This is a genomic window from Nostoc sp. EspVER01 (genome assembly GCF_034530635.1).
In the GTDB taxonomy this organism is placed as follows: Bacteria; Cyanobacteriota; Cyanobacteriia; order Cyanobacteriales; family Nostocaceae; genus Nostoc.
The window spans coordinates 13,329-33,799 of sequence record NZ_JAVRCS010000025.1 but is presented as its reverse complement, the minus strand read 5'-3'; the positions used below and the strand labels follow the sequence as shown (position 1 = coordinate 33,799).

Annotated in this window: 15 protein-coding genes, 4 tRNA genes and 1 pseudogene; 5 read left to right on the top strand and 15 right to left on the bottom strand. The window is 41.7% G+C overall.

Annotation, left to right across the window (positions count from 1 at the left end):
• Window positions 1–76 precede the first annotated feature (76 nt).
• From RMX69_RS20155 to RMX69_RS20135, 5 genes are all read right to left on the bottom strand, one after another.
• The gene (locus tag RMX69_RS20155; RefSeq protein WP_289799021.1) at window positions 77–757 is read right to left on the bottom strand and encodes an ester cyclase; all 681 of its coding nucleotides are present in this window, start codon (window positions 755–757) and stop codon (window positions 77–79) included.
• A gap of 181 nt (window positions 758–938) precedes the next feature.
• On the bottom strand, window positions 939–1,418 hold the full coding sequence (locus RMX69_RS20150) for a GNAT family N-acetyltransferase (RefSeq protein ID WP_289799020.1): 480 nt from the start codon (window positions 1,416–1,418) through the stop codon (window positions 939–941).
• A gap of 100 nt (window positions 1,419–1,518) precedes the next feature.
• Complete coding sequence (locus RMX69_RS20145; protein WP_289799019.1) at window positions 1,519–3,123, bottom strand: 2-isopropylmalate synthase; 1,605 nt, start codon at window positions 3,121–3,123, stop codon at window positions 1,519–1,521.
• 95 nt (window positions 3,124–3,218) lie between these two features.
• A complete protein-coding gene (locus tag RMX69_RS20140; RefSeq protein ID WP_041565194.1) occupies window positions 3,219–3,740 on the bottom strand; it encodes an NYN domain-containing protein in 522 nt (173 codons plus the stop codon).
• Window positions 3,741–3,864: 124 nt separating this feature from the next.
• A complete protein-coding gene (locus RMX69_RS20135) occupies window positions 3,865–3,993 on the bottom strand; it encodes a hypothetical protein (RefSeq protein ID WP_289799018.1) in 129 nt (42 codons plus the stop codon).
• A gap of 486 nt (window positions 3,994–4,479) precedes the next feature.
• On the opposite strand from RMX69_RS20135, the gene RMX69_RS20130 reads away from it, so the two are divergent.
• A complete protein-coding gene (locus RMX69_RS20130; protein ID WP_322638505.1) occupies window positions 4,480–6,843 on the top strand; it encodes a CHASE2 domain-containing serine/threonine-protein kinase in 2,364 nt (787 codons plus the stop codon).
• A gap of 394 nt (window positions 6,844–7,237) precedes the next feature.
• On the opposite strand, the gene RMX69_RS20125 is transcribed toward RMX69_RS20130, so the two are convergent.
• Window positions 7,238–9,562, bottom strand: a complete 2,325-nt coding sequence (locus RMX69_RS20125) for an NB-ARC domain-containing protein (protein ID WP_322638504.1) — start codon at window positions 9,560–9,562, stop codon at window positions 7,238–7,240.
• Window positions 9,563–9,805: 243 nt separating this feature from the next.
• Here RMX69_RS20125 and RMX69_RS20120 point away from each other — a divergent pair, with 243 nt between their 5' ends.
• The gene (locus RMX69_RS20120; protein WP_322638503.1) at window positions 9,806–10,660 is read left to right on the top strand and encodes a peptidoglycan-binding protein; all 855 of its coding nucleotides are present in this window, start codon (window positions 9,806–9,808) and stop codon (window positions 10,658–10,660) included.
• Here the strand turns inward: RMX69_RS20120 and RMX69_RS20115 are convergent.
• The 8 genes and pseudogenes from RMX69_RS20115 to RMX69_RS20080 form a co-directional block, all read right to left on the bottom strand.
• Window positions 10,657–10,824 carry a hypothetical protein gene (locus tag RMX69_RS20115; RefSeq protein WP_322638502.1) on the bottom strand — a complete coding sequence of 56 codons (168 nt, stop codon included), beginning with the start codon at window positions 10,822–10,824 and terminating at the stop codon, window positions 10,657–10,659. The genes RMX69_RS20120 and RMX69_RS20115 overlap by 4 nt on opposite strands.
• 3 nt (window positions 10,825–10,827) lie before the next feature.
• Window positions 10,828–11,233, bottom strand: a pseudogene (locus tag RMX69_RS20110) (type II toxin-antitoxin system VapC family toxin).
• Window positions 11,230–11,496 carry a hypothetical protein gene (locus tag RMX69_RS20105; RefSeq protein ID WP_322638501.1) on the bottom strand — a complete coding sequence of 89 codons (267 nt, stop codon included), beginning with the start codon at window positions 11,494–11,496 and terminating at the stop codon, window positions 11,230–11,232. Before RMX69_RS20105 ends, RMX69_RS20110 begins: the two are co-directional and overlap by 4 nt.
• 372 nt (window positions 11,497–11,868) lie before the next feature.
• On the bottom strand, window positions 11,869–13,470 hold the full coding sequence (locus tag RMX69_RS20100) for a TROVE domain-containing protein (protein WP_322638499.1): 1,602 nt from the start codon (window positions 13,468–13,470) through the stop codon (window positions 11,869–11,871).
• 37 nt (window positions 13,471–13,507) lie between these two features.
• A tRNA-OTHER gene (locus tag RMX69_RS20095) sits at window positions 13,508–13,633 on the bottom strand.
• 28 nt (window positions 13,634–13,661) lie between these two features.
• Window positions 13,662–13,782, bottom strand: a tRNA-OTHER gene (locus RMX69_RS20090).
• A 23-nt stretch (window positions 13,783–13,805) separates the two neighbouring features.
• Window positions 13,806–13,932, bottom strand: a tRNA-OTHER gene (locus tag RMX69_RS20085).
• Between the two features lie 72 nt (window positions 13,933–14,004).
• Window positions 14,005–14,134 (bottom strand) — tRNA-OTHER (locus tag RMX69_RS20080).
• Between the two features lie 623 nt (window positions 14,135–14,757).
• Here RMX69_RS20080 and RMX69_RS20075 point away from each other — a divergent pair.
• Window positions 14,758–15,483: a hypothetical protein gene (locus RMX69_RS20075; protein ID WP_322638498.1), complete on the top strand. Its 726-nt coding sequence runs from the start codon at window positions 14,758–14,760 to the stop codon at window positions 15,481–15,483.
• 133 nt (window positions 15,484–15,616) lie between these two features.
• Here the strand turns inward: RMX69_RS20075 and RMX69_RS20070 are convergent, their stop codons facing one another.
• A complete protein-coding gene (locus tag RMX69_RS20070; protein WP_322638497.1) occupies window positions 15,617–16,750 on the bottom strand; it encodes a quinone-dependent dihydroorotate dehydrogenase in 1,134 nt (377 codons plus the stop codon).
• A gap of 97 nt (window positions 16,751–16,847) precedes the next feature.
• Between RMX69_RS20070 and RMX69_RS20065 the strand changes: the two genes are divergently transcribed.
• Together RMX69_RS20065 and RMX69_RS20060 are read left to right on the top strand one after the other, a co-directional pair.
• On the top strand, window positions 16,848–17,273 hold the full coding sequence (locus RMX69_RS20065; RefSeq protein ID WP_322638496.1) for a GNAT family N-acetyltransferase: 426 nt from the start codon (window positions 16,848–16,850) through the stop codon (window positions 17,271–17,273).
• Window positions 17,274–17,473: 200 nt separating this feature from the next.
• The gene (locus RMX69_RS20060) at window positions 17,474–20,398 is read left to right on the top strand and encodes a GAF domain-containing protein (protein ID WP_322638495.1); all 2,925 of its coding nucleotides are present in this window, start codon (window positions 17,474–17,476) and stop codon (window positions 20,396–20,398) included.
• The last annotated feature ends 73 nt before the right edge of the window (window positions 20,399–20,471 follow it).

The following is a 20,471-nucleotide window of genomic DNA, read 5'->3' as shown; positions in this document are numbered from 1 at the left end:
ACTCGATCGGCGCTTACTGCTGTTTGCTAAGAGCGCCGATGAGCGTTCTATTCGATAGACTATAACTAAATTAAAATTAGTGATTGTTCTGATTTTGAGAATGGAAAGGACAACCACCTGCCGTTAATTTCTGAAGAAAGACATTATTATCAAAATAATGCTCTAAAGACTCAATCTTCAAATCATCAGTGACGCGAGCAATACTAACTCCGACGATCTCGATTGTTTCACCTGTGGGTGCATAGTCCTTATAGGAACCATTAAATGTTCCCCAATGTCGCCACTTAAAGGTAACATTAGGCGGCCCCGAAAGGACTTCTGTTAATTCCCAAAGAAAGCCATTGGGAAAGGCTGTATGAAAAACTTGAAATGAAGATTCAAAGGTTTCTGTTTCAGAGTCATATTGCTCAGTTTTACCCAAAAACAGGTTATAAGTCCCTTCATCTGCAACATCCTGAGCGGTGAATTGTTGTCCGCCATTGGTACTCATCTTAAACTTATCAGTAACAATCGAAAGCCACTGTTGAGGATTAGATTTATTAGAAGCTTCCATCTCAAAAGTGCGGACTAAGTTTTGAGCGATCGCTTCTAAAGAACCTTCAGGATGTTGAAATTTACTCTCTTGATGAAGAAATTCATTGGTGTATGAATAATCTGGGCGTTTTCCTTCTCGCCACTGTACTTCTTCATCATGAGCAATGACTATATCTCTATCTTGTAACCAGAGTGGCAATTCTGTTGTTTTCTCACTACTCATACAAGCTAACTAGTTATAAACGTCGTTTCTTAGAATAAAGTTTTATGCATATAAGTAAATATAAAAATCTAAAAAAGTAAACAATATTAATAATTAAATCAATATTGCACAAAGCTTCTTGAGCTAGAAACTTATCCTATTGAATTTAGAAACTTTTTAGTCTGCAAAAAAATTGGTGTACTTAAATCAAATCTAATTGCATTATATTCCCTTCAGCAAAACCGAGGCTGGAGTAAACTGGTTTACCCAATGGCGAGGCATTAAGAACCACTCGCGTGCAACCGATCGCTTTTAAATATTCAATTGCTCTATTAGTCAGAGATTTAGCAATGCCTTGTCTGCGGTAAGACTCTTCAACATAAACGCCCCAAATATATCCAAATTTGCGGTATTCATCTTTGAAAACATTGGGGTATAAACCTGCAAATAGTTGACAACTTACAGAACCCACAACTGTATTATCAATCTCTGCAATAAAAGCCTTATAAAATAAATTTCGACGCGCTTCTTCTATAAATTGCAGGGTAATATTCTCCCATTCCATAATAATATTACTCTCATCAACACCAATATCTAACCACATTTGGTAAGAGTGTTTTGCAATCAGTGAGTCTTCTTTGATTGTGCCTTCTCTGATAGTTGTATGTTTTTCTGTCAGCATAATTTCCAACAATTTTTGTAACTCACAAATAACTCCTCACCAAAGTTGGAGAGGAGTTTGTTAGCATCAGCTAAAAACTAGCAGTTTCACAGATACAATCTCAGACTTTCTGTGCAGTTACTTCCTCTGGCTTTTGTTGAGTTTGCAAAGATGCATACAACCTATTCAAGGCATTTACATAAGCTTGTGCGGATGCCACGATGATATCTGTGTTCGCTGCATGACCAGAAAACACTTTAGATTCATAACGTAAACGAATCGTCACTTCGCCAATAGCATCAATACCAGCTGTTACTGACTGCACAGAAAACTCAATCAACTCGTTAGGCACATTCACCACCCGGTTGATGGCTTTGTAAACTGCATCCACTGGGCCAGTACCGATCGCAGCATCGGTTAATTCTTCACCTTCTGGAGTCCGCAGAGTAACTGTAGCAGTAGGACGGGCATTGCTACCACAGGAAACTTGCACCAACTCTACCCGGAATAAATCGGGCGCTTGTTGGATTTCATCGTTAACGATCGCTTCCAAATCCCAATCAGAAATTTCTTTCTTTTTATCTGCTACTTCTTTGAATCTGACGAAGGCTTTATTTAACTCACTATCCGACAGTTCAAAGCCCAATTCTTTCAACCGAGTCCGGAAAGCATTTCTACCTGAATGTTTGCCCAAAACTATTTGATTGTCTGTTAAGCCAATCAATTGGGCATCCATAATTTCGTAGGTGAGCTTGTTCTTTAACACACCATCTTGGTGAATTCCCGACTCATGGGCAAAGGCATTCGCCCCAACGATCGCTTTATTTGGTTGTACCAACATTCCCGTCAAATTAGAAACTAAGCGTGAGGTTTTATAAATTTGTCGGGTGTCGATATTTGTCAGCGATTCTTGAGAATCTTCTGGTCTGCCGAGATAAGGGTTAAAATATTGCCGCCGCACGTGCAACGCCATTACCAATTCTTCTAGTGATGCATTGCCGGCACGTTCGCCAATGCCATTGATCGTACATTCTAGTTGCCGCGCACCATTTTTTACGGCTTCTAAGAAGTTAGCAACTGCCAAGCCTAAATCATTATGACCGTGAACGGAAATAATCGCTTGGTCGATGTTGGGGACATTTTCAATAATGCCCTTAATCATTGCTCCAAATTCGCTAGGAGTTGTGTAACCGACAGTATCGGGAATGTTAACTGTTGTTGCACCAGCTGCGATCGTTCGCTCTAAAACTTGATACAGAAATTCTGGATCGGTACGGGCCGCATCCATCGGTGAAAATTCGATATCTGTCATGAAGGATTTGGCATAAGCTACCATTTCTTCGGCGATCGCTAGCACTTCTGCCCGTGACTTTCGTAATTGATACTCTAAATGAATATCAGAAGTCGAAATAAATGTGTGTATTCTGGCATTAACTGCTGGTTTTAATGCTTCCGCAGCCGCTTCAATATCTGCCTTAATCGCTCTTGCCAAACTACAAATTACCGGGCCATTTTCTGTCCCGACAATTTGAGCAATTTTCTTGACTGCTTCAAAATCTCCGGGACTGGCAAAGGCAAAGCCTGCTTCAATTACATCTACACCTAGACGCGCTAATTGCTTGGCAATAACTAGCTTTTCGTCTATATTCAAAGTCGCTCCCGGACACTGCTCTCCATCTCGCAATGTTGTATCAAAAATGATAATTCGATCTGTTTTGTTTGTCATTTGCCGTTTGCTGTTTAGTGTTTACTTGAGGCTTAATATATCTTCAACCCTAGTTTTTGTTTTACTCTTACTTTTGTAAATAATTGTTAAAGCTACTAACCTTCAGTTTTTTCTATTTGATCTCTGATATCATTTAAATCTATATATCTATCAGTAGCATTGCGTAGTTCTCTAGCAATCATTCCTTCCGTTGATACTACCGTAATATGTGTATTTTTTGAGCGTAATAGTTCGATTGCTCTTTCAAAATCTCCATCACCACTGAATAATACTACTCTGTCATACTGGTCTACTGTATTAAACATATCTACAACAATTTCAATATCTAAATTCGCTTTTTGCGAGTAACGACCTGACGTATCATCATAATATTCTTTAAGAATCTTAGTTCGTACTGTATATCCTAGACTAATTAGAGCATCTCTGAAACCTCGCTGGTCTTGTGGATCTTTTAAGCCAGTGTACCAGAAGGCATTAATTAATGTTGTTTCTGATTGCTCATGTTTGAAGTATTCTAAGACTCGCCGCGGGTCAAAAAACCAGCCATTTTTTTGTTGAGCATAGAACATATTATTTCCATCTACAAAAATAGACAGACGATTCATTGGAGAACCCATACAAATTTACACCTAATAATATATATGAATTTAGATGGAACAATAGATTATAGCAATTTTCAAATGCCTTGTTTGCTAATATCTATAACGTAGTTCTTTATCTATAGCTTTTATCCTACCTCTTTCAAGACATAAAAACGCCTGCAATATTGAAGTTGAGATCCTGGGTGTTAACCTGATTCACCTCCAGCACTGCAAGAGCCACTTGGCGATCAAAATCTACCCATAAAATTGACCCAGTAACAGCATTCATCGCTGCATAACACTAAAGTTTACTCCTAAAGAGGTATAACATAGGCTTAAGGTAAGATATAAATAAATGCCTATCTTTCGGCAAAGCTGTCAGTATCAGAACACGCTTTCTGGAGATTACCAACATTGCACCAGAGACAGAAGACAGCCTTGGGACTGCTTCTGGTATAGCATCCAGTTAGTAACGTAGTTGTTGGTTAGGTAAGGGTAAAATCTTGCCACAACCAAATTCACAGCTAGAGTATATCCGGCTCCGATCTATGAGACAATCACTACTTGTAACTCATTCAACAGAAAAAGAATAAATTAAGTAGTGGTTGAGTAAGAATTTTTTGGGGGCTGGCTCTGCCAATAAAAGTTTGTTGATGAATAGAAGATACTTTACAAATGTATAAGATTATCATTTAAGTCTTATTTCAATGTGCTTACACTAAAACGCGGTCTGAATAAATAAAAGTGTTGGACTAAAATCAATCAGTAACACGATATGGCAGAAGAACCTACGTCTACCTTAACTAAAAACTATGTCTCTACTGCCAATAAACTGTCAAGTAAACCAACAAAAGTGACTTCAACAGCATCTGCTCGCCACTCCCGGTGGATGGTTCGCTTAGGTCATCTACTGGCAGGTACTTGGGCAATTGGGGGCGCACTATTGAGCGCTTCTGGTGGGGAATTGGTTCAATTGATGGAAAATCAGGTGCTTTCTGGCTTTTTTCAAATGCGCGGGCCGATTGTGCCTCCAGAAGACATTGTAATTTTAGCAATAGACGATCAGTCAATATCGGTTCCCGAACAGTACTATAAAACTGATCCGAAACAGTACGCCTACTTAGAAACACTGAAATCTTATCCTTATAAACGGGCTGCATACTCCCAGGTAATCACAAAATTAGTCGAAGCAGGTGCCCGCGCTGTAGCATTAGACGTAGTTTTTGATACAGCTAGCAGCTATGGAGTTGCAGACGATCGCCAATTCCAAGCAGCATTGCAAAAATATGGCAATAAAGTTACCTTAGCAGCCATATACGAAAATTCCCAGACGCACCAAGGGTCTTTTACGCAATTGACTGACCCACAACAAATGTTTCGTACAGGGTCAGTATCCATTGGCTCAGTTAATTTCCCTTTAGAAGTAGATGGAAAAGTTCATCGATTAGCGAGTGAGTATCCCAAGTTATTAGGTGAAGATAATTTATTTACCAAAAAGCGACTCTCTTTTGATGAAGCCGCGCTGAAGGCAGCACAAGTAAATTATCCCCGACCAAAGGGCGATCGCATTTATTTTTGGGGCCCTGCGGGTACATTTGAGCAAAAACCTTTTTGGCACGTACTCGACCCGGAAAACTGGAACACCTATTTGCAGCAGGGAAAAGTTTTCAAAGACAAGATCGTGCTGATTGGTGCAACAGATCAGTTACATAATGATTATTATCCAGTCGCTGGTAGTAATAGCACTGAACAGATGTCGGGCGTGGAAATTCACGCCAATGCGATCGCAACTTTGATGTCAGGAAAAGCGATCGCCCCAGGAATTAAGAGTCCACCATTGCAGGGTTTGTTTGTGCTAATGCTAGTAGGCAGTTCAGCCTTGATGATTAGCAGACGCAAGCGTAGTATTAATAGATTTTTCTATAGCCTTGGCCTGTCTGGCGCTTGGGGAGTAATTAGCTATGGGTTATTTGTCTATGGTCAGTTAATTTTCCCCACTAGTGTACCAATAATCGCGATCGCCATGACCGGAGTTTGCTATTTGGCAACCTCAGTCATCAGAGAAAGCATCAGAAAACGCCAATTGGTAGACATTTTTCAGAAGTATAAAACTTCACCCGTTGTCCAAGAGATTATCAGCCAACAAGATGACTTCCAACACCTAATTCAGCAACGAGATTTAGCCTTATCTGGCAAAGTTTTGGCTAGACGCTACAAAATTGTCAAAGTTCTCGGTTCTGGTGGATTTAGTGAAACCTACATTGCCGAAGATACCCAACGTCCTGGTAATCCGCAATGTGTTGTCAAACAATTAAAACCAGCCAACACCAAACCAGAAGGATTGCAACTTGCCAGACGTTTATTTCACTCAGAGGCACAAACACTAGAAAAATTGGGAAGGCACGCTCAAATTCCTCAACTTTTGGCCTATTTTGAAGAAGATGAAGAATTTTATTTAGTCCAAGAACAGATAATTGGTCATCCTTTAAATCAAGAACTTCCAGCAGGTAGAGCAATTGAAGAAATTGCAGCGATCAAAATTATCAGGGACTTATTGCAAACATTAACATTTGTCCATGAAAACCACGTGATTCATCGGGATATTAAACCCAGTAATATCATCCGGCGACACTCAGACGGAAAACTAGTATTGATTGACTTTGGAGCCGTCAAGGAAGTCGGCATCAAACAACTCGATCGCCAAGAGTCAACCCCTTTCACCATTGGTATTGGTACTCAGGGTTACGCACCAAGCGAACAATGTTTTGGGCGTCCACACTATAGTAGTGATATCTATGCAGTTGGCATGGTTGGGATTAAAGCTTTGACTGGTGTAGCACCCCGTGAGCTAGATAGAAATTCTGATGGAGAAATCAAATGGAGCAATCGCACTCAGGTGAGCCACTCCTTAGCTAAGATTCTCAGTAAAATGGTGCTGGATGACTTCAAAGAGCGATATCAGTCTGCATCAGAGGCTCTTAAGGATCTTGAAGCTCTGAAAGCTATTAAAGCTCTTGATGATTTGGTAAATTCCCAACACAGAGACTATATTCCACAAGATGACTTATTAATGAATACTTTAGATGAATTAGGCGCTCCCACAAAATCTTACTCAGAACCATCCTCAGAAAATCCCTGAGAAGGAATGCAGGGACAATATTTAGATATAAAGGGAACAGCGATCGCGCAATTATTACTAAGCTATATTACGTTGTGTTGACAAAAAAGCACCTTATTTAATTGTAAGAGGTGAAGTTTGCGATCGCACTTGGCCAGCAGCTATACGAGTGATATCATGTCCGCTTGATTGCTTATTAAACCCCAAGAACCCCACCCCCGCCAAAGCTACGCTTTGTCTCCCCTCCCCGCAATCAGGGAGGGGATTAAGGGGGAGCCAGTGCGGTCTTCTCCCAAGGGGAGACGCCAAGGGCGATGGGGTCTCCCCAAGTGGAGCATCTGGCGTGTGGGGTGCAATGACTGTGGTTAGCATAACTAATTATGCGGACATGATATGATGCATTGTTTGCGTATAATTACAGAGAATCAAGAAAAATTTGCATATCCTGTGCATCTTGTGTCATCCCTAATTGCTTAAAACCATTAATAGCCTTAGTTGACCATTCTTGAGCCTTCTCTACGCTTCCCCACTTTTTCTCCCAACGGGCAAAAGAACGTTGATAGCGAGCTAAACGCCGCTTGTTGTGAGTCATTTCAGCAACAGTGAATCCTTGAATTAATAGCTTTTGAGCTTCTTCGCGATCGCCTTGTTCAATGGCAAGATCAGCCAGCCAATTGCTAGCAGAATTGATCACCCGATGCCAACTAATGTTTTCTGCACTTCTCATCACCTCTTGAAATAGCTGCTTTGCTAAAAGATATTCACCCTCTAAATAAAAGATTTCAGCCTGATGGTAAAGAACGGGAATAAAATAGCGGATATGCTGTCGCTCCTCAAGATTTGCCTCGATCACCAATTTTTCTTCTACCGTCAGCCAGTGGCGTGCATCTTGATAATCCTTTTGTCTAATTTTTAGCCTAGCCATACTTTCGGCTAAGTCAGCCTGAACGCACAAATCCGCATGGTCACGCAAAATCCATGTCCGCTGCAAAATTTCGTCTGCTTCTTTCAGACTTACAGAAGAACACTCTCGAATTAGTAACCAGCTTTTGCGGACGGTGATTTTTACGAAAGAAGACCATTCCCCACGGCGTTCTGATTGTTCAATGAGCCATTGCAGCCAATCTAGGCGATCGTCCCAGTAAGCGTAGACATTTGCATAATGGATCAAGAGCATCCATAAATCTCTAACTGCTTCATAGCGGTCTTGGTCTTTACACCAATAAAGTACTGTGCGCAGATTTGCTTCTTCTGGCTCTAACTTATTGTAGTGTATCCACTTTTCCCAATCTTCACCGGCATAACTGTGGGCAAAATCCAAATACCATTTAACCCACCGATTACGTGCTTCCTTCTCAAAATCTGGGTAAGCAGCCAATTCTGCTAAAGCGTACTCACGAGTCAGAGAAAGCATTTCAAACCGCTTAGTCTCTGGGTTTAGATTCACCAAGGAAAGTTGCTGCAAACGTGCCAAGCCATTATTTACAGGATCAGGAGCGGTTGTTAGTCCAGCAACCTCAGCCACAGCAGCAAGTATGGGAGAGTCAGGAAAAATCGCTAGTGACATCAGTAACTTGTGGGGTGACTGTCCTTTGATTCCTTGCACTGATTGCTCGAAGCAAAAACAAGCTACATCATCTGTAGCCGAGGTTAATCGATCCAATACCGAGTTTAAAGAGTAGCCACTGGATACTTGACCGATCGCATACACAATCGCGAGAGGGATTCCACCAGTGTTTTTGTAGAGCAGCTTTGATTCCTCATCGTTGAGAGCTATACCTTTTTCTTCAGCTTGTTGTCGAATCAGCTGCAAACCATCATCTAAGGGCAAGTTTCGTAGACGAATCGGTAGCAAGGCAATTTGCTCACGGGTAGTAATTACCACTTTGACGCAAATGGGCAGATTATATAAAAACTCAATAACCTCATCTCTGTCTTCTATAGTCTCCATGTTGTCCACAATCAACAGTGTTCTTTGTCTTGAGAGACTTTGGCGTACACGGTCAAATTGGTCATTGGCAGGAGATTGAATAATCGTAGGATCATCTAAAGCATTGGCAATTTCCCGAAAGATATCGCGCAGGTTACGCTGTCCCTGTTGCCGCCGCAATATACTATTGTTGGGAATAAGTTCTTGTTGTTTGGCTGAAGTGAAAATAATCGCCTCAAATTTTGGTGCATCAGAAAAGTTTTCATTACTGGCTTTTAAACACAGGTAAGCAGCGGCTAACACCAACGCCGTTTTACCCACACCACCAATACCATGCACCGTGATGATATGAGCGCCATGATCCGGTGAAAGGCGTTTTAGTAGCTTATTCATATCCGGTTCCCGGCCAATAAATTGCGTGTAAGTTGGTGCTGGTAAATTGTGGGGAATAGAGCGGCTTTTGATCGTGGATACCACAGAATTTTTGCGATACCCATGTTTTTCTAAAATGTGGACAAGATTACTGGACTTGACAGTGTTATTTGGTTCTCCTGTCAAAATTTCAATGTCCCGATAGATATTGCTTAACCCTGCTCTGACAACAGAATTTTCCTTGTGTAAATCTTGACCAATCTTTTTCAAGCTACACCCACAGAGTAACCCAAGTAACAGGTCTTTCCTGGTACTTTGTCTATAACGTTTTTGAAGCATAGACTCTAAGTCAGTCAGTAGTCGGTTTATCTCCCAGCCCTGCAAAATCTTGCTATTCCAACTTTTAGGTAAATTCCAAGGTTCTGACTGACCTGACATAAATATCACCTAATAAATTTGTCATCAATGTGGCATTAATAACAACATTTTAACGAACATGAGTTTGATAAATCACTAACATTTTTTTAACAATGTTAATTCATGCCTGAAATTTAATCAGTAAGCTAATTTATAAGTCTATTTTTTTCTCTAGTTGTTAGAGGCTAGAGGCTCTCGACATACTACCTTCTAAGCTCTAAAAGTAGACCCGGTTATTTTTTTCAGAAATTACTCAATAAAACTATGACAAAGAAAGCATTTAGTTTCCTAAATCTCTTGTTTGGGCTAAAACAATCCCGGCGTTATTTCCCAGAAGAAAGACAAGTCTGTGTATTCAATAAGCGTCCCATATTATACCGAGACTTTTCGCCAAATTCTGCACAAGAATCAATTAATGAACTGCAAGAACGACTGCAAGCTCAGGGGTTTCTCTCAACTCTTAGTGGTAAATTTGACTTAGAAACAGAAGAGGCTGTAATAAAATTTCAGAAAGCCAATAATCTTCAGGTGGATGGAGTAGTCGGGCCACTAAGTTGGGCTTGCCTTTTCTACCCAAGGCTTTACCGCAATCAGAAAAGTATGTCGCCAAAATTACAGGATGCTATTAAGGAACTGCAAACTATCCTTAATGAAGAAGGATTTTTCAAAAAAGAACCTGATGGATATTTTAGTAGGGAAACTGAAAGAGGTGTTAAACGTTTTCAAAGAACTTATGGACTGAAAGATGATGGCATAGTTGGGGCTGCGACTTGGGCTGTATTAATGGGAATGCGACAAAAAATAGATAACAAAAGCTTTCTCCAGTTAGTTTATTTTCTATCGCCCCAATCCTGGTTTTTTTGTGAGCAGCTTTTAATGATCTCTTTCATTCTACTGGGTATTTATTGTAGCCCCATACCAGTAGCAGATGAACTGAAATGGAATATAGCCTTAGCAACTGCCTATGGACTCACCTGTATAGTGCCTTTTCTCTTGGAGTGTTTACCGCTGAAGCCCTCGAAGCACTCAAGTTTACCGCTTTTAGAATATGCTCCTTATGTGTTAACTGGTATCTTTTGGAAACCAATTATCGGTTTTTTGGGGACATTGTTTAATTAACATTGAGTGGGTGAATAGATGATGAGCGATCGCTGTGCTTCTAAAAATAGCGATCGCCTATCCGACTGATGCGATCGCACTTTTTGAGAAGTACAACACCAATATTGAGTGCAGAATAACATAGTTAAGAAATTGGTGAGGAATGGAGCAGTTGTTCGACTCAATTATCAACCTTCTTCCTCCCAATCCTCAATCTGTAACCCATTCACGCGATTGAATTCATTCCTATTGTGGGCAACTAAGATTAAATTATGTGCCTGAGCAATCGATGCAATTTGTAAATCGTAAGGCCCAATAGGCGTACCTAAATGCCAATTCAGCACGAATTCGACCAAAAATTGTGGCGGCTACATCATCGAAACTCAAAGAGACAAAATTATTGAGAAAAGCTAACTGTAAAGCTAAGGTGCGTTGAGGATTCTTGCTTCTTATCGCACCATAAAATAGTTCAGCCTTAACAATTGAACAAACAGCAATATCCTGTGGTGATAAAGACTCTAACCGTCGTCGCACTCCAGATATTGGACGATTTAGATAAACAATGCAAGCATTGGTATCTAATAAATACATCACTCTAATGGCTCCCGCACTTCATAGTCACCTTGGGGATATCTCACCAGAGGATCATCTTGCAGACAACCAGCCGTCTGTTCAAAAAAACCAGGAGGCCACCCCAATTCTTCAGGTGTTTTTACCTGCACTGGTGCTTCAATGTTACCCTTTGCTGCAAACACCTTTAGAGCATCAACAATTACTTCCTCTGGCGAAGCATACTTACCACTTTCAATCTGAGTTTGGATGAATTGCTCTATTTCTGGATTTAAGAACACATTCATAGATTTATTTTCAAGGGTGCTTTTCCATAACTATTTTAGTCTGAGGTGAGATCGTAACTGAAAATTAGGCTGTTATTTATATGTTTTGGCTCAAAAGTGCGATCGCACATTGAAGACACCCTACTTTTACCCATCGCTGAAATAGAAAAACGACCATTCAAAAATTAAATCGCCTTCTTCTTTGCGACTTTACGTAAGGAGAAAATCAAAAACAAAGGCGGGTGCGGGGGTTGAACCCGCTAATCCCCACAATGGTGGAGACGTAACCGATAACCCTAAATTCTCCGTCCCCGAAAGGCAAGTTGCGAACAAGGATAACCCGCCATGAAGTATGAAGGATAAAGTGTTTCATCCTTTATCCTTCAGCAATATCTATAATTCACCCGCAGCTAGCATCTGGATGATCCGAGGCGTACCTGGGTCGAACCCTGCCAAATCCCAAGACAGCGAATCTTTAGGATCTACCAAAGTAATTTGGTAAGGTGTCAAGGTGACATACACCGCCTTGACGTTAGGATTTACCTTTTTGCGGTACTCCTTCAGCGCTTGACTTGGATGCTTATACCCAGCCCAGCTTTCCGAGTCAGTCCAAAAGCAGACAACATCCGCCTTGAACTTATTCTTAATCATCCATTCATAAGCTACAGATGCATCTGTTCCGCCAAAGTTTTGATTGCTAGCTTTGCGAACCGCAGAACTAAAACTATCTTTGGCAGTGATACCCAATTCACGGAATTCGGTAGCAAAGCCGCGAATCATGTAGTTTTTCTCTGCTTTTGCTGCCACCAGTGCCATTGTCGTCGCAATTTCACAGCAAGTCAGTCCCATATCTGCAACCATACTACCCATAGAACCAGAAACGTCTACGGCGTGCATGAATACTTTACCTGTGGGTTGCACAACATCAAAAGACAGTTCAACCGCCTTTTCTAAAATGTCCACAATCCGAGGAACTGGATTCCAAGTTTTCTTACTGCGTCCTAATGTTCCACCAGATTCATAAGTTTTGAGTGCTTTCAAAACATCAATCGGATGGATGCGGCCTTTACGCAGATGTTCCTTGTTGTTGAGAACTGCTTCCACTCGCAGCAAATTAGCGTTTTCATCAGTTCGCAACACACCCAGTTCAGTTAAAGAACCCAAGTTACGTAACATTGCACCTATTGGCATTTCCTGAAATAGTAGCTGCCAAGCAAGCTTATCCATTTTGCCCACAGGTGCAGCCATTTCGTGGGTTAAGCGTCCTTGGGAAATAGCTTCATGGGTTTGAGTGGGATTCCGCTTGAGCCACTCATACCACCAAATCTGCGCCAACGCTTCTGAGGGGATATCTGCTGGCAATTCTTCCCAGCCTCTAACTACCCACTCAAATAGTTGACGGTGATTTTCTGTAGGCGGTTTGACATGGAACAACCGCAATGCATCTCGGTGGGAGAAGCCTTGACGCTGTTGATATTTCAACAGTTGATAAGCCAAGCCTTTGACATCTTCCCTTGAGAGCCAAGTTTTACCAGCTTCCCGCACTACTTTGCCAAATCCCCGCAGAGATTTGGTGTAGTTCAACCATTCGTAGAAGTGGCTACCAGTACGGACAATTTGCGGGAAGATTTCACCAAACGCCTGTTTTGCTTCTGGTGCTTCACCCATTGATAGCAACACTAAAGCCAAGATAGGCGCACTGTTATTGATGGCGCGTCCATCGCTAGCATATAGAATTTCTTCTGCTACACGGCTGGGATTTTCGGCAACAGCTTTTCTGACAACTGCCACAAAATCCTCTGTTAATTCCTGTTTACCAGCGTAGTAAGTGCTTTTTGCTGTGCCAACTAACAAACAACGGCGCAGCATTTTCCAAATACCAGCGTCAAACATCCAGCCGCCGGAATGTCCCTGAACCATTTCTGCTTCTCGTCCGGGGATAGGTTGATTTTGGGGTGTATTTGTTTTCTTTTTAGTGAAAAAATTGTAATTCATCGCTTCATCTCCCGGCCCTTGCGGGCAAAAATGAAAGGTGGCAGAGCAGGAATCGAACCTGCGACATCCGGCTTAAGAGGCGATAACCCTAATTCGTCGGCCTTTTCAGGCAAGGTATGAACAAGGATGTTTTTCGGCGCTCTACCAACTGAGCTATCCGCCACATGAAAATTAAAAACACAAAATTTACTCTGGTGGAACAGGATTTGAACCTGCAACCTATGAATTAACGATAACCCTCGATTCGTCGGCCTTTGCAGGCAATGGGTGAACAAGGATGTTCATTGCTCTACCAGGTTGAGCTACCCACCAGATGAAAATTCAAAATTAAGTTTTGGGTGGCGGAGCGGGATTTGAACCCGCGACCTCTCGAGCCCTAATCGATAACCCTAATTCGTCGGCCTTTGCAGGCAAGGGGTGAACAAGGATGTTTAGTGCTCTACCAAACTGAGCTACCCACCACATGAAAAGTTAGGAGTTAAGAGTTAAATATTTAAAACTCCTCACTCTTGAGTTTCTACTCAGCATTGATTTTGGTGTAGTGGAGCGGGAATCGAACCCGCGACCTCCCGCTTGGCAGGCGATAACCCTCAATTCTTCGGCCTTTTCAGGCAAGGGGTGAATAAGGATGTTTAGGCGCTCTAACCACTGAGCTACCCACCACATATAAAGTTATGAGTGAGGAGTGAGGAGTTATGAGTAAACATTTAAAATTTGTCACTCAGCACTCTATTTTGCTGTAGCGAAGTAGGATTTTTACCTACATCTCCAGAAGTTTGATCAAGGGTGTTTTTGTTATATGCGATAACCCTCGATACGTCGGTCCTTCAGGGCAAGGTGGGCGCTCTGCCATTTGAGCTATTCGCTACTGGTGAAAGCTAACTCCCTCATGAAAGTTGACTTGTATTATTAATGTAGTATGTGTATTATCTGTTGTCAAGGGTCTGGCAAGAAAATTTAGAATTATTGCTTTGGAAAGAAAAGTCTGAGGAGTACAAGTAAACTGTCGCTCAGAATTTCGAGGGATATTATCTGAGATGTATTACGATCGCCATACATCAAAACCCTCTTATTTTCTCTGTTAAAAAACTTTTGCGCGTAGTTTACCGCCGTAGGCATCGCAGACCAATCTTATACGAGCAGAAGGGTGATAAAGCTATAACACCTACTGGGTAAAGATTTTGCCGGCAAATTTGCCACAACTTTGCCAAAAGATACAAAAAAGTGACACAATTTTTGCCAAGATAGATAATATTATTTACTAAAATTCACTTGGCAAAAATCGGCATGAGTGAGAAACCCATAGAAGATAACGGTAAGGCTTTTCTCGTTCTACTTTTGCCCATCTCGTTTTTGATTATTTTCCTAGTTGCCACATGGAGAATTTTACTGGCCCTAATTGTGCTGGTAATTGGCTTCAAGCTTTGGCAGGAATATCAATGGCAACAGTGGACTCATCGAGTTAATCCAATTTTTCATCAATTGGTTCGTGAAAATCAGGGCAGACTGACGCCAATGGACTTGGCAATCAAGGGCAATTTTCCTGGAACAACGGCAAAACGCTACTTGGATAGTAAAGCCTCGGAATTTGGTGCCAGTATAGTCAACTCTGAAGAGGCAGGGCAGTCTTATTACTTTATAACTGCCAGCATTCTCGGCAATATTCTTGATAGTAGTGAGCCTGTTAAAGAACTTCCGGCTCAAGCAGTTACTAAAACTGCGCGATCGCTATTAGCACCACCGCCAACCCCACAGGAGGAAGAACCAGAAACCGAATCACTCCCACAGCCAACTCATGAGGAAGCTAAACGATCGCTGGAAAAACAGTTAATTTTTGGCTCTCTGATCCAATCTGAACTTGCTAAACGGCTAAATGTCTATTCCAGCACGGTTTATAAACGGCGAAATGATCCAGAGTTTCCTGAGTGGAGTCGCAGCAAAGACCCTGATAATATTGCCTGGTCATACTCGGAAAAAACTAAGGAGTTTTTCCCAGTGGAGGAAGAAGGGTAAAACAATTCGTAATATTTCGGCTCCTTTCGACTTCTCTACGAGACGCTACGCGTTAGCGGAGCTTTCGCTTTAGCGATACGCTCAAGGCAAGACGCTCAATACAAGTTCGTAATTCGTAATTCGTAATTCGTAATTAGAATTTTGGAATTTTTACTTGTAAACCCACAGCTTCGTTGATGGAATTTAATCCGCTTTGTTCTAGCTTGGAAAGTAAACCAGCTAGAATTCGGCGTACCATCATTGGCCCTTCGTAAATCCAGCCTGTATAAACCTGAATCAAACTAGCACCAGCAGTAATTTTTTCCCAAGCATCTTCTGAGGAAAAAATACCACCAACCCCAATTATTGGGATTTGTCCTTGGGTTTGCTGCCAAATAAAACGAATTACCTCAGTGGAGCGATCGCGCAATGGTTCACCACTAATTCCGCCGGCTTCTTCCTGGGGTGATTTGCCTGTTTGGTCAATAACCTGGGTCTTGAGTCCATCACGGCTGATGGTAGTGTTAGTGGCGATTATTCCTGCCAGTTGGTAGGTTTTAGCAAGATTTATAATGTCAGCGATCGCTTCCCATGATAAATCTGGCGCTATTTTGACAAAAATTGGTTTTTGTGCAGTATTTTCTTGTTGTAATAAATCTAAGATGGCACTGAGCATAGAAGCATCTTGGAGCGATCGCAACCCTGGTGTATTGGGAGAAGAGACATTAACAACAAAATAGTCTCCCAAATCTTTGAGTAAACGAAAACTATCGAGATAATCCTGTGCGGCTGCTTCTAGGGGAGTTATCTTAGATTTTCCCAAATTTATTCCTATGGGTATCGATCGGGTTAACTCATGCTTTTGCTGTGCCAAACGTGCCGCCATTACTGCTGCACCACTGTTATTAAAGCCCATCCGATTGAGAGCAGCTTTATCTAACGGTAGGCGAAACAAACGAGGACGGGGATTTCCGGGCTGTGCGTGAAAGGTTACAGTTCCTAGTTCTGCAAAGCCAAAACCCAGGTTAGACCAAATGTCCGCAGCGACTCCATCCTTATCGAAGCCAGCCGCTAACCCTACCGGATTTGGAAAGTTTAGCCCAAACAAATTTTGTTCTAGGCGGGAATCGTACAGACATAAAGACTGCTTTAAGCGTTGGTTTACCCAACTAGAAGGCGTTTGCGATAGCCAATTAAAACTGCGAATCGTCTGCTGATGTAACCACTCCGGGTCTGTTTTTACCACATTGAACAAAAGCGGACTAATTGCAAATTTATAAATATCCATTAGCTTTTATAAAGAAAAACTCAGAAATCAGAAGTCAGAATTCACTCTAAAATTATGTACGAGTAGGCTCAAAACCTTACCCAGAAACAAAATCAGGATGATTACAGTTCAGGTAGAACAGGAAGTAACTCAGCAGGATCGGATGACTGTCATCCAAATGATTCGCGAGTTCAATCAACATTTTTTTCCGTTGTCGCAGTGGCAACCTATAGCAGTTTTTGCACGAGATGAATCAGGCTTAATTGTTGGTGGAATTCTGGGTGAAATCGGTTGTGATTGGCTTTATATCAGAGTTCTAGTTGTTCAAGAAGACTTACGCAGTAAAGGAATTGGAAGCAACATCCTAAAAATTGCTGAAAAAGAAGGTCAAAAGCAAAACTGTGTAGGGGTTCATCTTGAGACATTAGACTTTCAAGCTAAGGAATTTTATGAATCTCAAGGCTACACTGTATTTGCTTTTCAAGAAAATTACCCACTGGGCCATAAAAGATACTTCATGCAAAAGTTGTTTAATCTGAGTTAAACATTCAAGAGGTAGCGATTTTAAGTTGTATAGTTCAAATCGCGAGAAAGACGCAAAGATGCGGAATGCAATTTGAATGACGATTAGCTTAATGTCCTATTAACCTGTCCAGGTTCAACATTAAACACTTGTGGCAATATTACTCAGGGTGCTTTTCTGGGCATCTTATATATTACAAGTTATGTTAACCAATAAATCAGATGGGGCAGCCACAAAAACCTATAGCCGCCGAACAGCAGATCCTCTCTTTGGGGCGCGTCCTCCAGAGCCTTAGAGAAGAAGATGATGTTGACGTTCTGATTGAAACTACTATTTCTTATCTCAAAGAAGAGTTTGACTACAAACTGATTTGGATTGCTCTTTACGATCGCCTGAATCACATATTATTTGGAAAAGGGGGCATCACACCCGATCGCGACATGAGCTTTTTACGCCAAAGGGTTGTTCTCAGTCCTGGGGATTTATTAGAACAAGTAGTAATTGAACAGCATCCTTTAGGCGTAGCTGATTTGCAAACTGAAATCCGTGCCGCCGAATGGCGAAAAATTGCCGAAAAATTCCACATCCAAGGAACAATTATTTTACCGATTCGCTACAAAGACCGTTGCTTGGGCTTGGTATTACTGGGTTCGGAACGCTGGGGCTACTTACTGACAGGAGAAACAAAAGCACGTTTGATGATGGTTTTAGGTGAACTGGGGGCAGTGCTTTATCAAAATGAGATGTATAAGCACCAAAAGCAAACTAGGCGAACTGACGAGCCATTGTTAGAATTGCTAGAAAATTTACGCACCCTTAGTAACCTGAATCAAAGACTTGAAGCAGCGGTGCAAGCAACTCATAAGTTTGTCTCCCCCAGCCGGACAAATGTTTACTGGTTTGAGCGAGAAGGGCGCTACTTTTGGTGTCGAATGAGCAATCAGCTGGTCAAAATGGATCGCAATTCTAACAGCCAGCAAGCAGCGGGAATGACTGTACAGGACTTGAGCGATTTTTATTATGCTTTGGCAGTTAACCAAATAGTCTCCATTGGTGATGCCCGCAGTTCTTTAAAAAGCCATTTTACGGCTAAATTGCTGGAACGGTTGAAGGTGCGATCGCTCCTAGCAGCTCCGATTATCTGGCAAAAGAACTTAGTCGGTTTTCTGGCGGTGGAAAGCAATGAACCTCGCATCTGGACAGACACAGACAAAAATTTCGTTCAGGGTGTTGCTGGTTTAATTTCTCTGGTTGTACCGACCGAAAGCATGGAAAGTACGATTAAACAGATTCAAGAGGATGCTCAACTTACTAGCCAAGTTGCTCAAGGTATCTATAGCGAACATGATCTTCAGACAACTTTACACAGTTGTGCTAAAAGAGTTTTAGCTCGATTAGGTGCTACCCGCTTTTTGTTGTTGCAGTATGACCCCGAACAGAAGAATTATCAATTTATTTACCAAAGTCAGCCCCAAAATCGTCGTCCGTTGACATTTACCCTGCATACTCTCAAAGAATTAGATGGGCAGCTTTTGCAAAGTTCAACTCAAGCGGTCGAAATTGAGAACTTAGATGAAGATTTACGCTTTTTTAACTGGCGACCCTCGTTATTAGAGAATAATGTGCGATCGCTACTTGTTTGTAAATGCACTCACGAACATATACCAGCAGCACTTTTGGTGATTACTCATGACACCCATCGTTCTTGGACAACCTTGGAAAAAGAATTGCTGTGGGCTGTCAGTCAACAGATTGGTGTAATTGTTCGTCAGTGGCAATTACATAACCGCACCACCCAGCAGCAAAAAACTTCCCAGGCATTTGAGCAATGCTTACGCATCCTGACACAATCCCAAAACAGCGTTGAGGTCGAAAAAAAGCATTTAGAATCTACAGCCCTCGAACAAATAGCCTCAATTTTGGGTTGTCCCCTAGCGCTAATGCTATCCTGGGCACCTGGTGAAAGTTGGGCAGAAATTATTCCTGGAGTGATTGACAATAGCCAATTTGGGATTTTTTCTGATGCATCTATTTATATCCAGGCTGAAGCCTTAATTCAGTGGGCACTTGTTACGGAGAATTATCTGACTTTGAAGGTGGATAATTTACCTCCAGAAACCAGGAAATGGTTGAATGTTCCAGACAAAAGTCAAATTTTGGTAATGGCATTACGTACAACTGCTGATTATGAAACCACTGGTGTTGTGTTGCTTGTAGACTATCAAGAGCGTCGTTGGTCAGAACAAAACCTGAGTGCAACAGCAACTCTGATTTCTCAATTAGCCTGGTGGCGTCGTGAAAAGCAAATTACCCGACTTTTAGAATCCACAACCGAAGAATTACGACAACTCAACTGGTACAAACATCGTCGTCTAGAGGAAATTCAAAGAATAACGGCGCACTCCCTGAAACAAATACACGATTTGGGCATTCCTGCCAATGAACTTACTCAGATGCGCTACCAGCTATTACTGCGGCAGTTAGACCATACAGCCACCTCTATGAGTGGAATGCTAAAACTTGAGAACTGGCAGCTACATATTAGTTGGGAAACTATGCCCATAGCTAGTTTACTGAAGCGATCGCTCGAACGGATCGACAATTTACTTAAACAACAAAAGCTGTGGATTGGTGTACATGGTTTGGGACAACCTATTGACGAGCAAGAATCGCCCAAAAATTCTTCATTAGTTAGAGGCGTTCCTCCCTCCAGCGCTCAATCTGCAATGGCGATCGCTGGTGATATTGTCAAAATTGAATTAGTTATCCATGAATTATTGATTACTGCCTGTAACCGTTCTCAAACCGGTAGCAGAATTGATATTTGGTGTCGCCGTTTAGATGCGTCAAAACCCTTAGATATAAAATATTCTTCTTCTACAACTGGAGCGGCTGAACATCAGACATCGCTAGAACTATCAATCACGTATAACGGTGTCATCGAACCACAGCTACTCACGGAACTACATGATAATACACCTAAAGATGTGCTTGCTCCTTCCAAGCTCGACCAACCACCAGCTTTACATCTGGTGATCTGCCAAAACCTCATGCAAGAACTAGGAGGAGAGTTGAATTTCTATCAGTTACCAGATAATCGGGTAGTTAGTCGCTTGTTGTTGCCGTTAGCTATTCATGATTCTTAATACCAATTCGTAATGACGCTCTCTACGAGACGCTAAAAGCGTAGCTTGCTTCTCTGAAAGAGTACGTGGACTC

Bases quoted from the DNA above. Each gene is read 5' to 3' on its own strand.
- RMX69_RS20065 (WP_322638496.1), top strand. From the start codon at position 16,848: ATGATTACAGTTCAGGTAGAACAGGAAGTAACTCAGCAGGATCGGATG.
- RMX69_RS20140 (WP_041565194.1), bottom strand. From the start codon at position 3,740: ATGGGTTCTCCAATGAATCGTCTGTCTATTTTTGTAGATGGAAATAAT.
- RMX69_RS20075 (WP_322638498.1), top strand. From the start codon at position 14,758: ATGAGTGAGAAACCCATAGAAGATAACGGTAAGGCTTTTCTCGTTCTA.
- RMX69_RS20150 (WP_289799020.1), bottom strand. From the start codon at position 1,418: ATGCTGACAGAAAAACATACAACTATCAGAGAAGGCACAATCAAAGAA.
- RMX69_RS20155 (WP_289799021.1), bottom strand. From the start codon at position 757: ATGAGTAGTGAGAAAACAACAGAATTGCCACTCTGGTTACAAGATAGA.
- RMX69_RS20145 (WP_289799019.1), bottom strand. From the start codon at position 3,123: ATGACAAACAAAACAGATCGAATTATCATTTTTGATACAACATTGCGA.
- RMX69_RS20070 (WP_322638497.1), bottom strand. From the start codon at position 16,750: ATGGATATTTATAAATTTGCAATTAGTCCGCTTTTGTTCAATGTGGTA.
- RMX69_RS20100 (WP_322638499.1), bottom strand. From the start codon at position 13,470: ATGAATTACAATTTTTTCACTAAAAAGAAAACAAATACACCCCAAAAT.
- RMX69_RS20125 (WP_322638504.1), bottom strand. From the start codon at position 9,562: ATGTCAGGTCAGTCAGAACCTTGGAATTTACCTAAAAGTTGGAATAGC.
- RMX69_RS20120 (WP_322638503.1), top strand. From the start codon at position 9,806: ATGACAAAGAAAGCATTTAGTTTCCTAAATCTCTTGTTTGGGCTAAAA.
- RMX69_RS20130 (WP_322638505.1), top strand. From the start codon at position 4,480: ATGGCAGAAGAACCTACGTCTACCTTAACTAAAAACTATGTCTCTACT.
- RMX69_RS20105 (WP_322638501.1), bottom strand. From the start codon at position 11,496: ATGAATGTGTTCTTAAATCCAGAAATAGAGCAATTCATCCAAACTCAG.
- RMX69_RS20060 (WP_322638495.1), top strand. From the start codon at position 17,474: ATGGGGCAGCCACAAAAACCTATAGCCGCCGAACAGCAGATCCTCTCT.
- RMX69_RS20135 (WP_289799018.1), bottom strand. From the start codon at position 3,993: ATGAATGCTGTTACTGGGTCAATTTTATGGGTAGATTTTGATCGCCAA.